The sequence below is a fragment of the Mesorhizobium denitrificans genome (genome assembly GCF_003403035.1).
Lineage (GTDB): Bacteria > Pseudomonadota > Alphaproteobacteria > Rhizobiales > Rhizobiaceae > Mesorhizobium_G > Mesorhizobium_G denitrificans.
In genome coordinates, this window is the sequence record NZ_QURN01000030.1 from 1 (window position 1) to 12,145 (window position 12,145).

General features: G+C 56.2%; 11 protein-coding genes. 7 read left to right on the top strand and 4 right to left on the bottom strand.

Going from position 1 to position 12,145, the window contains the following annotated elements; all coding sequences use genetic code 11:
- Positions 1-393 precede the first annotated feature (393 nt).
- The 3 genes from DY251_RS21690 to DY251_RS21700 all read right to left on the bottom strand — a co-directional run bounded on the left by DY251_RS21690 (position 394) and on the right by DY251_RS21700 (position 2,233).
- Positions 394-948 (bottom strand): tetratricopeptide repeat protein, encoded by a 555-nt coding sequence (locus DY251_RS21690; RefSeq protein WP_199498912.1) that lies wholly within the window; start codon positions 946-948, stop codon positions 394-396.
- Positions 945-1,667 carry a tetratricopeptide repeat protein gene (locus tag DY251_RS21695; RefSeq protein ID WP_199498914.1) on the bottom strand — a complete coding sequence of 241 codons (723 nt, stop codon included), beginning with the start codon at positions 1,665-1,667 and terminating at the stop codon, positions 945-947. The genes DY251_RS21690 and DY251_RS21695 overlap by 4 nt, the downstream gene beginning before the upstream one ends.
- Positions 1,668-1,828: 161 nt before the next feature.
- Positions 1,829-2,233, bottom strand: coding sequence for a DUF4365 domain-containing protein (locus DY251_RS21700; RefSeq protein ID WP_199498916.1), 405 nt, complete (start codon positions 2,231-2,233; stop codon positions 1,829-1,831).
- A gap of 916 nt (positions 2,234-3,149) precedes the next feature.
- Here DY251_RS21700 and DY251_RS20965 point away from each other — a divergent pair.
- Together DY251_RS20965 and DY251_RS20970 are read left to right on the top strand one after the other, a co-directional pair.
- Positions 3,150-3,413 (top strand): helix-turn-helix domain-containing protein, encoded by a 264-nt coding sequence (locus DY251_RS20965; protein ID WP_116625858.1) that lies wholly within the window; start codon positions 3,150-3,152, stop codon positions 3,411-3,413.
- A gap of 11 nt (positions 3,414-3,424) precedes the next feature.
- Positions 3,425-4,669, top strand: a complete 1,245-nt coding sequence (locus tag DY251_RS20970) for a type II toxin-antitoxin system HipA family toxin (protein ID WP_116625859.1) — start codon at positions 3,425-3,427, stop codon at positions 4,667-4,669.
- A gap of 477 nt (positions 4,670-5,146) precedes the next feature.
- Here DY251_RS20970 and DY251_RS20975 read toward each other — a convergent pair whose 3' ends face one another.
- On the bottom strand, positions 5,147-5,326 hold the full coding sequence (locus DY251_RS20975) for a hypothetical protein (RefSeq protein WP_116625860.1): 180 nt from the start codon (positions 5,324-5,326) through the stop codon (positions 5,147-5,149).
- Positions 5,327-5,661: 335 nt separating this feature from the next.
- Between DY251_RS20975 and DY251_RS20980 the strand changes: the two genes are divergently transcribed.
- The 5 genes from DY251_RS20980 (at position 5,662) to DY251_RS21000 (ending at position 12,092) form a co-directional block, all read left to right on the top strand.
- A complete protein-coding gene (locus DY251_RS20980; RefSeq protein ID WP_116625861.1) occupies positions 5,662-6,594 on the top strand; it encodes a ChaN family lipoprotein in 933 nt (310 codons plus the stop codon).
- Between the two features lie 124 nt (positions 6,595-6,718).
- Positions 6,719-9,046, top strand: a complete 2,328-nt coding sequence (locus DY251_RS20985; RefSeq protein WP_116625862.1) for a filamentous hemagglutinin N-terminal domain-containing protein — start codon at positions 6,719-6,721, stop codon at positions 9,044-9,046.
- A complete protein-coding gene (locus tag DY251_RS20990; RefSeq protein WP_116625863.1) occupies positions 9,043-10,701 on the top strand; it encodes a ShlB/FhaC/HecB family hemolysin secretion/activation protein in 1,659 nt (552 codons plus the stop codon). The genes DY251_RS20985 and DY251_RS20990 overlap by 4 nt, the downstream gene beginning before the upstream one ends.
- A 2-nt stretch (positions 10,702-10,703) precedes the next feature.
- Complete coding sequence (locus tag DY251_RS20995) at positions 10,704-11,594, top strand: tetratricopeptide repeat protein (protein WP_116625864.1); 891 nt, start codon at positions 10,704-10,706, stop codon at positions 11,592-11,594.
- Positions 11,595-11,654: 60 nt separating this feature from the next.
- Complete coding sequence (locus DY251_RS21000) at positions 11,655-12,092, top strand: two-partner secretion domain-containing protein (RefSeq protein ID WP_158553306.1); 438 nt, start codon at positions 11,655-11,657, stop codon at positions 12,090-12,092.
- Positions 12,093-12,145: the final 53 nt, after the last annotated feature.

The window sequence follows — 12,145 nt, forward strand, 5'->3', positions numbered from 1 at the left end:
CCGCCGCTCACCGCTTTGGGGAAAGGTTCACATGGCTCAATTCTCAGTGGAAATTAGACGCCTACCCGGCTCACTTCTGGGTGGAAATCAACAAACCAAATCTTTGTTGCGGGCTACCTTCTTGTGGACGAAGTGCGGTGCTGGGCCGACGAGCGGACTATCGCGAGGCGGATAGATCGCAGTCCTCGGCCGACATCAGCCGGCTTCTCGGTCGGGTATGCTCTGGACGCACTGAGAGACTGTCAAATGTGCGAGGTTGGAGTCAAGGAGAACCAGGGACAGCGCACACTCACCCTACGCCCGCTGGTGCGAAGCAATTCCAATGTCGGCTATGCAGGCTGCAACCGCAGCATCCAAGCATGGCGCTGAGAGGTCGCTGTGGGCCGCTAGCCTTCATGGCATTAGCAAATGCAAACGTTCGCGGACTTCCGTAGCGAGGGTATGATCAGGAAATTTTTCGATAGCCTGCCGCCAGACCCGCGTGGCTGCAATGAGATCGCCGTCGTTCCAATAGACGCCGCCAAGATTGAACATGGCGAAGTCGTAATCAGGATCGAGCGTGATCGCCTTCTCGTAGGCCGCGATCGCTTCGGCCGATCGGCCACTATTGCCATTCGCCACGCCTAGCTGGAACCAGCTCATGGCATCTGGTTGAAGATGCTCGGCCTGCTCAATGAGGATCGGGCGACTTTCCTCGTAGCGACCGAGGAAATTAAGCGCTGTGCCGAGGCAATAGCCGTAGTGGCCGCCCTGCAGTTCGTAGGCCTTGCGGTAGCAGCGCTCGGCCTCTTCCCAGTTTTCTTCGTCCTGGGCCCAATGACCGAGACGGTCCCAGAGCAAAGCCGTATCCTCGACATCCACCTGCCCAATGTGCTGGTCGAACTCCGATCGAAACGCAGCATAAGACCCGATATCATCACCTTGCTGGCGTAGGTACAAGTTCGTCAAAAGCCGCTCTGCCGCGCGCACCAAGGCCATATCCAGGGCGCGGTATCTGCTTCGCTCAGCAGCGTGTTGATTTCGCGAAAGGCCGCCCGGCCATCGCTGAGACTGAACAAGACGTTCGCGCGCCATCCAGAAACGGCCGAGGCTCGGCCCATTTGCCGCTCCGTGAAAACGATGCGATCAAAATGGTCGAGCGCTTCTTCGTATCGACCATTGCGATGATGATAGTGCGCAAGGGCGTTGTGAGCTTCAGGCAGGTTTGGGCTCAATCGCAAAGCTTCGCGATAGTGCTCGGCGGCAATGTCTTCCTGCGCGAGCCGCTCGAAGCTTGTGCCGAGGTTCTTAAAGCACATAGCGGCCATCTGCGAATCTTCGACGAACTCGTGATCGTCAAGCGCAGCCATATAGAGCGTCTTGGCCTCGTCCTCGCGACCCAACGCCGATAACCCGTTGCCGATGGTATAATACAGGCTCCCAACCTGATAACGGTCTGTCTCGAGCTTAGATCTGAAGTGCGCCACGGCCGCCTCAATCCGCTCCGTGTTAGGGATCAGAAATCCCAGACCAAGATTGATCTCCGCCATGTAGCAGAAGCCCATAGCGTCTTGATCCGCGCCGAGCACGGCATGGAACTGATCGAAGGCGGCGCTCAAGACTGTGTCTGCGCCGCTGCTATAGAGTTGTTCAGCCAACTGCCGTGCAAGCACAGGGTCTTCCGACACATGGAGCTCGGGCCGGGCGGCGCGAAGCAGGTTAGGTATTGCCTCAATGGGGGCTATCGTTTGCGCGAGCCTATGGTCCCGCGAGACTCGCGTGCCTGAGCGAGCAAGGGCCGCCAATCGTGCGAGCCCTTCCAACGAGAACTCCTCGGTGAATGGAATAGTCAGGGTCTGCTGCTCGGCCAGTTCTTGCCACTATGCTCATAGTGGCGCAGCACCGCCTCGACGAAACTGATGCGAAGCGATTTCGTCGGTGCATGATAAGCCACATAGAAGCTGTAGGGCTGCGCGATCAGATAATTGAGATTAGACTGATCGACCGAGATGCTGAGCGAGCCGTCGGCATTGAGGGCGCGCTCTGTTCCCTTCAGCTGGACATGCACGCGGACATTGGTGGCATGACCATCGACGACCACTTCTATTTGACAATCGGTCCCGTAGTCCTTCCGGTCGCCTCCTTGGAAGACAAAGTCGCTGCTCTGCGCGATCAGCGCCTGAAACGCCGCTTCCGTTTCATCTTCCAAGGCATGGTTGCGATCGCGTTTGGGCAGATCATCAAACGAACTCACATCATTTCCTCTCTACGTGCCCGCGGGAGTGCGACTTGGGACGCCGTCTTTTGGCCGCCTGCCTAGAGATTACTAAAATAGATAATTGGCTACGCCATAATTTGTTGCGTCTCGTAAGGATGTAGCTCGGTCCGCGCTGCGGACCTTGGTCAATCGAACTATGCTGCACGATGCCGAAAGGCCGGTTCGGGAAAGCTGCGGCGCAGCGATGGCCAGTGTAGCGAATGACGGCAATGGGCCGGACTCAACGCGGTCCTCGACGATGATCGCCACACGCTTGCCGCTGAGCAGGTGGTTGATCAGGGTCTCTACGATGCCGATCGCGACGGGTGACAGGGCGACGATCTGATTCTGCCCATCGTGGCGTCGGATGTGCAGTTCTTGTGGCAGCCAGATGCGCTGTCAGGCGTTGCTGTCGTGATTTGCTTCCCACGGAGCGAGGCGCCGAAGCACCTCGACCATCTCGGGTACCGACGTCGCCGGGGCTTCGATGAGGGCGAGAAACTCTGCAAAACCCTGGGCGCTCATGCGTATCGGTTGAAGGTCTGCCAACAGCACCTCGGGCGTAGATGCTGCCGCTTGTTAGATGAAGTCTGCTCGCGACAGGCCATTTAGCGAAGCGGCCATGTCCAAGAGGGCAATGTCCGTTTCGGAGTAGCCGGTCGGCATGGGGTGGTTATCGTTCTGCGTCATGGTTCAAATTTTTGCCGTCGCGCCTTTCTGCCGGTAGTGCGATCAGGACGCCAGTATCCGCTTGGTAGCGAAGATACCGTACGGTATCAACTGGCAGATCATCGTCATAGTGATACCTTACGGTATCATTATAGGTTCCGTCGCCGCAATGCTACATCTAAGTACCATATTGCCTCTGTGTGCGCAATGAGATACATCTGCGTATCATTTCTGCGAGGATGTCATGGCCCTGTCCACGGCAGAAGCACGTCTGGCTCAGGAGTTCGGCGCGGCCATCCGGGCACGTCGCAAGGCGCTCGGACATTCCCAGGCGGACCTCGCGGGCATGATCGGCACCAATCGGCGCTTCGTCAGCGAATTGGAGCGGGGGAAGGGGACCAGCTACCTTGCCCCGGCTCTGGCGGCGGCCGAGGCGCTGGGGATGCGGATCGGCAATCTGTTCACTGATAGGCCGTTGTCTTTCGGCCCCAAACTGCCGCCTCTGTGAGCAGGTGATCCATGCAGCTGTTCTATGAGCGTTATCCGGTCGGCGAGATCATTACGAGCGACAGCACCGCCCCGGTGTTCCGCTATGATCCGGCATGGTTGGCACAGGACGGTGCCTTTCCGCTTTCGACCACCATGCCGCTCCGTACCGAGTCATGGGGCTGGCCGGTGCTCGCCCCTTGGCTGATCAACCTGCTGCCCGAGGACAATGATGCGATCCGCATGATGGCGCGCATTCTTGATGTCCCGCATACCGATGTTCTGGCCCTGCTGGGACGGGTAGGGCGCGACACCTCAGGTGCGATTTCCTTTGCCGAGCGCGGGGCAACCGGGGGTGAGGCGCGAGAGGTTGCTTCCGAAGCAGAACTCGAACGGATCATCGACGAACTGCCGCGAAAGCCCTTCCTTGCGGGCGAAGACGGGGTCTCGATGTCGCTTGCCGGGGTGCAGAGCAAGCTGGCCGTGCGTGTGCTGGAGGGTGGTCGCATCGCCATCCCGGTCAACGGCACCGCCTCGAGCCATATCCTGAAGCCGGACAGCGACCGCCTCTGGGGCGGGGTGCAGAATGAGGCGCTGTGCCTGACGCTGGCGCGGCTGGTCGGCCTGCGGGCGCCGGAGGTCAGCACGGGCAGGGCGGGGCGGCGGCTTTATCTGCTGGTCGGTCGATATGACCGTCTGCAACAGGGCGAGGCCCTGCGGCGGCTGCATCAGGAGGATTTCTGTCAGGCGCTTGGCCTGCCGCCCTCGGCGAAATATCAGCACAATCAGACGAGCGGCCCGAAGGGCAGTTTCGCCGCCATTATGGACCGGCTGCGCGCCATCGGCGGCGCGGGCGAGGTGTTCCGGCTCTGGGATGCCATGGTCTTCAATGTGCTGTGTTGCAACACGGATGCGCATCTGAAGAACTATTCCATCCTGATCCGGGGCGATGGCATCGAACTTGCCCCGGTCTACGATGTGATCTGCGCAAAGGTTTGGCCCGGCATCACCGAGAACCTCGCCCTCGATGTCGATGACAAGCGCCGTGGGGAGTATATCGAAGGGCGGCACTGGGCGCGCGAGGCGGAAAAATGCGGGCTCGCACCGAGGGCGGCGCTGGAACGTGTGAAGGCGCTAGCCGAAGCGATCCAGGATCGGCTTGCCGATGCGAGAGCTGCCGTTGCGGCCATGCCGGCGGGGGATCATCCGATGCTCGATGAGGTCGAGAAGGCGATCCGGTCCCGCTGTGGCAGCATCCTGACGACGTTGGATCGGTAAGCGATGGTAGGGTTCAGCGGCGGCCAGGGCGTATCCGCTATCGGGTTGGCCGATCTGGCCCCGCTATGATACTATGGCCCTGTAATCATTCGTGTGCAGTCTCGCCAAAACTACGCTGCGGCGCGAAACAGGTCGCCGCTTCCCTCGGGTGCACGAAGCGTTTCTGCGGCTTGTTCGATTGGGGTGAAGCGTAGGGATTGATGGAGGGGCATACATGCAACCATCATTACTTGCGATCCGCGCAAGTAATGATGACATCCTGCCCCCGCAACCAAACTCTCATAAGCTATTCTTTTTGCAGCGACTTTTGTGAAGCCATTGCTTAAGCCGTTACCGCGCAAAAAGCTAAAGTACCATTCTTGTACTAAAAATAGTGCTCATGATGCCAGCGCTACCTCAAGCCCGCATCCAAAACATCGGCTTCGCAGACCAGCCAAATTCCCCCACATATCGAAATAATCCCAGTCAGCTACCGCATCAAATGATGATCCGCACAATCAAGCCGTCCAGAAGAGCCGTCGCCGAGGAATCCACCTTGCGCTTGTAGATCTCTGCAAGGTCAGAATGTGGGATCACGGCATCTGGCTCTGGAATCTCAGCAAGCTCAATCTCCAACCGAGCCCGCTCGGCCTCAACCGCATCCATCTTCTCGTTCATGCTCGGATGGAAGATGTCGTCCGCAACACCAAGTACGACATCTGCGATTTCTTTGAGTATGCGGCAAGCGCCGCCGCAAAACCTGAACGCCTAGCCAGCGCTGCCTGACGCTTCCTTTGCAGTTCACGCTGAAACTCTACGATGAATGCGACTCCCAACGCAGGCGCCATTAGCTCTCGTCGCAGACCAGAGAGCACGAGATCCTCGGACTCGTCGCGAGTGATGGTCTCATGGTGGACAGAATTACCGGAAAATGCGCTTGAAGATAAATTGCAATGCGGAACGAAACTGAGCCGCGCTTTCTTTTGTTTTCGGAAGTTCGCGGATAATAGGCCATGAAGGGAATCAATTTTGATTACACCTGCAATCGGAGTTTAGGAATGCCTGCCACCAGGTTTCATTTGCGACGCCTTGCTAGCATCGCTATGGCTTTGCTTTGCCTGAAGGCGGCTGCTCTTGCGAATACCCACGATCCTAGGCCAAACGTGATTTGGGCCATAGACAGGGGTTCAGCAATTGATATTTCTGAATTCCTCGAAGTTATTCGCCAGAATCCAATTGTGATTATTGGCGAGACGCACGGCGTTGCAGAGCATCAGAATCGAGAGGCGTTTGTTTTAGGCGCTTTGGCCGACAAGGGGATCTACCCCTCACTTGGACTTGAGATGATTTCGCATGACCAAGAAGCACAGATTTCTGGTTTCAGGTCACAATCTCCAGAGGATGCATCAGGCCTTGGGGAGCGATTAGACTGGTCGGCATCCGGATGGCCTGACTATTCATATTATCGTCCGGTATTCGATATTGCATTCCGCGCCAAGCTTCCAATATTCGGAATTGATTTGACCGAAGAGGAGAAGCGGGTCGGTTCGTCAAAGGCAACTCTTGGCTCTGATAGCTTACGACGCTCGTGGTCAGAGTCCATGATGACTGCGCACTGCAATCTGATTGAGGAACCACGCCTCACAGAAGTCGTCAACCTCCAGATGGCTCGCGACGCGTATATGGCAAAAAGTGCAGAAGGGTTTGGACCCGTCATCCTAATAGTTGGCTCAGAGCATGCTCGAAAGGACCGAGGTGTCCCGGCAATTCTGAAATCCGATGGGAAGACGGCCCTGAGCATTGCGCTGGTATCCTATTCGCCCGAGAGCCAGAAACGATATGTGGATAGCCACCTCTATGATTATGTTTGGTTCACACCTGAGAGCACGAAAGAAGATGTTTGCGACCGGCTGAGGAGCAAGGGCCTGATAAAAATAGCCCATTGAGTGCTTGGGGTTGTCACCACAACGGATGGTGACCAAAGATTTTTGAGGCGCCGCGCTGTGGCGCTTGAGACTTGATCAACAAATTGATATTGGGCCGCGTGCTGCTGTCAAATATTAGAGAATCATGATTTGCCGGAAGAGTGTATTTGGGGCGTTTGCCTACGGCATAACTATAGTAGGCGGTGCCCACGCCCAAGGCCTGATACCAGACGAGACGACCCCGACCGAGGTGACGGCCTCACCCGGCGGACGGTTAGTCGTAAAGATTGCGCCACCCGACGCGGGCGGCTCAAGCCTAAATCGCTATAGTTCTTTTAATGTTGGTAAAGACGGCGTGGACCTCGATAACGCCGCATCCGGCTCCCGAATCATCATCAACGAAGTTACGGGGCGCACTTCGAGCAAAATCGAAGGTAAGCTGTCAGTTACCGGACAACGGGCAAATGTCATTATTGCCAACCCCAATGGTATTTCGGTCGATGGCGGGAGTTTCGCCGGAGCAAGCAAGGTCTTACTTACAACTGGCGTCGCCAAGGCTGGGCAACTGGCTGTTGGAGGAGCAACGGTTTCAATTGGGTCAGGCGGTTTGGACACAGCCGGAGCGCCGCTCGATATTGTTTCCGCCGGCATTCAGATTGATGGCGCTGTTGATATCGGAGACGCTGCATTTAACCCAACGGCGGGTCAAGGTATTGCGGAATACGAAGTTGACCCCGAAGGCGCATTGTCGGTGGATACGCGTAATCTCGGGTCATTCCAAGCGGAGCCCGCAAAGATTACGATTAGTGAGGGCGCCATCATAAATGCTGGCACGATCCGTATCGCGGCTTCTGGAGCCAACGCCGAGATCGATCAGCACGGGAAAGCCATCGCAAGCACGTTTCAGTTGCAGGCGGACGGCAAGATAGAACTCGGCGGCGAAGTCTCGGCGGATGGCGCAATCAGTATTGCGGGAGGCGATATCGAAATCGGTGCAGCGAAGCCTGCTAAGCTTAGTTCCGCGACATCAGGTATCCGAGTGCAGTCAAAACAGGGAGATATTGCCCTGCGAGATGTGGAGATCTCCGCGGTTGCGCGCAGTACCGCCGACTTTACCGGGCTGGGTGGTGTGAGCCTCGAAGCCAAGAGAAATCTGATTGTTGCGCCTTCCGGATCGAGCAACGCCAAGATCAATGTCAGCAATGATGGTTTGGCGCTAATCGCTGGTCACGGCATAGCAGTGAACAATCTGAATGGGACAGTCAGCGGAAAGCTGATCGTATCGGCTGGCGAGGGAACCGCCATCAGGAATTCCAGCATTGGCGCAGATACCGCCAACCTCTACTCAGCAGATAAAATCCAAATCTCGAGTTCGATCATCAATTCGATTAACGGCGCTTCGATCGACGGTGCCGAAGTCTTGCTCGTTGGCGATAGGGTCAAGTCTACTGCAATTAGCAGCGCTCATGAGGGTGTGACGATAAACGCGAGAACTGGGGATCTCGTCGTCGAAAGCGGTGTCATTGACGCAAACGCCATTACAGCGGGTGATGCAACGAGCACTGCCGCTGTTTCACTCGCTGCGAATAAGCGGATTTTATTCTCATCCCTCGACAAGAAAACGCTCTCTCGGATTATCGCTTCAACGGGCGGCGTCAGCTTACAAGCTGGGCAGGAGGTCGTGCTGAATGACAGCGCGGTCTCAATTGGCGGAGATTTTTCAGTGAATGCTGGTGGCAACTTTGTGACCGCCACCACGCTTAAGGGCGCAGTGACCGGTATGGAAACTTGGCGCAGTGGAAATAGTGTTACCGGCAGGAATATCAAAGTACGTTTTGGTTACGGCGTGCCGCGTATCGCGGATTTCCAGACTAGCATAAGCGCTTCGGGTGCGGTCGCCATAGCTGCTGACAGTTGGATCAACAACGCTGCAGCGATTGACGGCAGTGCGCTAGATGCGCGTCTGTCCGGCGATATGGTGAACAACTCAATCTTGACGGGATCTGGTGAATTCCAACGAAGATGCTTCTTCATATGTTCAGCCAGCGGCTGGTCGAATGTGGAAGTAGTCGAGGGAAGGATTTTCTCTTCAGGCGCGTTTGACATCCGGAGCGCGGGCAGCGTTGTTACTGAAGGCGCAATTTTTACTGCAAGCCTGGACATGTCAGTCAAGGCTGAGCGTTTTTCTGCCCAAAGCACCATGATCCCCATGATCGTTATTCAAAGGCTCGGGGTTCCGTCGGTGTTCGGCATATCAGATGGTTGGGTCAGCTATGGATACGATGGCGGTTTTGTGGGATCCTATTTCGGCAGGCTGTCCATAGACGCTCAATCGATACGCTATTCAGGCGTCGGAGCATATGCGGGCGAGGGATACTTCTACTCGGTTTCGCCCGATGATGTCGACCTTCCGCAGAGCGCGGGGCGAATATTCGATTACCACTCAGGGTTTCTTTCAGCGATTCTTGAATGACCCTGAAATCGATTGGCGTTCCGTTTGTTTTGAGTCTGATTTCTATCTGCGCTGCGCATGCAGAACAGGACGCTGGTGCGCGCCTGCTTGAGGAACAGCGCCAGAACTCGATTCGTCAACGGATGGAAAAGGGAGCGCCGGGGGCGGAGCTTGAAGCGCTCGGGGAGAACTCCTCCGTTCAAAGCGAGGCTTGCTTCGAAATCACGCGCATTGACATATCGGGGGTGACAAAGCTCCGGCCGCGTGAGTTGAACAGCATTGTTGAACCGCTGAAAATCACCTGCGTCGGCCAAAGGGAAATCGAGCATCTGATGGCGAGCATCTCCAGGCAATATAAGAGCCGGGGATATATCACTGCGCAAACCTTTATCCCGGAGCAGGACCTTACGAAAGGTACGCTGACCCTGATCGTTGTCGAGGGGCAGATCGAGGCGGTTCAGCACGTAATCGTTGTAAGCGACGGAAAGCAAATTGCCGCACCGCATCGCAAGACAGAAGGGGCCTTCCCCGGCTTGAAAGGCAGCGTTATTCAGTTGCGCGCCATCGAGCAGGGTGTTTCCCAAATCAATAGCAACGGCGTTTCACAGACCGCTGTCGAAATCGCTCCGGGCAAATTGCCGGGAGGCAGCGTCATCCGCATCAATGAAAAGCAAGGTAGGCGAAGCCACGCTCAAATCCGCTTCGAGACCAGCAAGCAACGCAGTGGCGATAGTGAAAAGCGTGCGACACTTCAGTTTACGGCCGCCGATCTGACGCGGCTCAATGAGCGCTGGGCGTTGAGCTATTCCGGCGCAACAAATTCGAATGCGTTCGCGTCGTCCGTAAACCTTCCTTATGGCTATTGGACCTTCGGGCTGAATGGCAGCCTGTCGGATCAGTTGGATATTATTTCGCCGATTGTAGACAACATTTCGCAGGCGACGTCCGCTGGCATATCAGTAGATCGCGTCGTCTATCGCGATGCGAACTACATCCTCCACGCGAATTTCTCAGGAAACCATTACGCCAGCGAGAGATATATCAACGCGACTGCGCTAAGTCCGCAGCGTGACATAAGCGGTCGCTTTGGTGGGGCTTTAGAGGCCTATCTCACAAACGCCCAGATATATGCTGATGTCGGAGCCACCTTCGGGCAGGCTGTTGTGCTGGCTGGCTCCGATACGACTCGCGAAGAATATTGCAAGTTGGACGCGTCGTTTTTAGCGACGGTCGGACTTGGCGATGCCGCTATGCTCCAGGCATCAGTTGCAGGTCAGGTTTCGGGCGAAAATCTTCCTTCCGATCAGCAGTTTTCCGCTGGTGGATGGGGCACGGTACGCGGGTTTCCCGAGTATGGCATAAGCGGCGATAGCGGCGCTTCAGCCAAAATCGAACTTCAGCGCGCGTTGCCATTTCTGGAGGCGCTTGCTCGGAGCGCGAAGCCGGCCGTCGCGCGCTCCGATCAATCATTATTTGGTTATGTTTTCGTCGATGCGGGTGCTGCCTACGCCAACCAGACCAAGCAACCCGCATACCTGATTTCGACAGGGTTCGGCCTGAGGTTAACCCAAGGCAGGGCCTCAATCGACGGCTATGTCGCTGTCCCTTTCGATTATTCCGGCAACGTCTCTCACGGAGTGTCCGGCAGGATCTCCATGACAATCAACATGTGGTAAAAATGAACAGGCTTTCCAGAGTTTTGCTTGCAACATCCATCGCCTGTCTGTCTGCAGTGCCAGCCTATGCGGATCTCAAATCTGCGCTTATTGCACTTGATGACAAGGAATACGAAAAATCCGCCAAGATGCTGGCTGCGGCGTTCGAGGCCGGTGAATACGACGCTGCATTCTACATGGGGCGCATGCTTGAGCTCGGCCTTACCGGTGCGCCAGACATCAACGGAGCCATCGCACTCTACGCGACCGGGAGCGCTATGGGTAGCTCACTGGCCAAGAACCGACTGGGCATCCTGCACATGGAGGGAGTTGGCGTACTGCAGGATTACAAACAGGGCGCCAAGCTGATTTGCGAGGCGGCGAATGTAGGCGAACAGAACGCTGAATATAATTGCGGCGCACTCTATCAGGAAGGCAAAGGCGTATCGGTCGATAGTGCCAAAGCTATTGACTATTTCAAAAGGGCCGCGATCCAGGGCAATGTAGCCGCACGCAACATGCTCGCCGATATATATGCGGGCGGCAAGGGCATCGATGTGGATGCGAAGAAGGCTTTTGATTTGTGGCAGCAGACAGCGGCCGTAGGAAATCCATACGGCCTCTTCATGTTGGCGAAGAACTATTCCGAAGGAACGGGAGCAGACAAAGATCTGATAAAAGCTCACGCTTACGCAAATCTCGCGGCGGCGCGCGGTGTTGCGGGCGCATCGGAAATGCGAGCCTCCATCGAGACCAAACTAAGCCCCGACGATGTCGTAACGGCACAACAGGTCGCAAGATCCTGGCGTCCGGCGCCGGACGCGGAAGCATCTGGCAATCGGGGGACGCAGTTGAATGCGCCGGGCCCTGACAAATCCGAGCGCGCTACAAGATCAGAAAAGAAGAAAAACTGATCCTGACGTCAGCTTTGGCACGGCGCTCCCAGAACTTTTCCATAGAAAGCTGATCTTTTGGTGCGAAATAGCATTTTCTCAAAAATCGTGTCGCTCACGGTCGCTTTTGCGTTCGGTCTGCCGCAACTGGGCTTTGCCCAATCAACGACAATAGCGATCGATTCATCAGCGTCGCAGAAGCCAACGATTGGACAATCATCAAGCGGCAAACCAACGATAAATATCGTTACGCCAAATGCCGGAGTTTCGGTCAATAAGTTTACGGATTTCCATATCGGGACCAATGGCGTCGTCATCAATAACAGCGCCGCAAACGTTTTGACCAAGACCGGCGGAACCGTCACCGGCAACGCTAATCTAAAAACCAGCGGCGCTGCAAATGTCATCGTCAACCAAATCCGCGGTGCAAAGTCCAAGCTTCAGGGGCAAGCCGAGGTTGCCGGTACAAAGGCGCAAGTTGTTGATTTCCACCCAGAAGTGAGCCGGGTAGGCGTCTAATTTCCACTGAGAATTGAGCCATGTGAACCTTTCCCCAAAGCGGTGAGCGGCGG

What these genes read in the sequence shown, in the direction of transcription:
- DY251_RS20975 (WP_116625860.1), bottom strand. Translation starts at nt 5,326, where the DNA reads ATGAACGAGAAGATGGATGCGGTTGAGGCCGAGCGGGCTCGGTTGGAG.
- DY251_RS20965 (WP_116625858.1), top strand. Translation starts at nt 3,150, where the DNA reads ATGGCCCTGTCCACGGCAGAAGCACGTCTGGCTCAGGAGTTCGGCGCG.
- DY251_RS20980 (WP_116625861.1), top strand. Translation starts at nt 5,662, where the DNA reads ATGAAGGGAATCAATTTTGATTACACCTGCAATCGGAGTTTAGGAATG.
- DY251_RS20995 (WP_116625864.1), top strand. Translation starts at nt 10,704, where the DNA reads ATGAACAGGCTTTCCAGAGTTTTGCTTGCAACATCCATCGCCTGTCTG.
- DY251_RS20970 (WP_116625859.1), top strand. Translation starts at nt 3,425, where the DNA reads ATGCAGCTGTTCTATGAGCGTTATCCGGTCGGCGAGATCATTACGAGC.
- DY251_RS20990 (WP_116625863.1), top strand. Translation starts at nt 9,043, where the DNA reads ATGACCCTGAAATCGATTGGCGTTCCGTTTGTTTTGAGTCTGATTTCT.
- DY251_RS20985 (WP_116625862.1), top strand. Translation starts at nt 6,719, where the DNA reads ATGATTTGCCGGAAGAGTGTATTTGGGGCGTTTGCCTACGGCATAACT.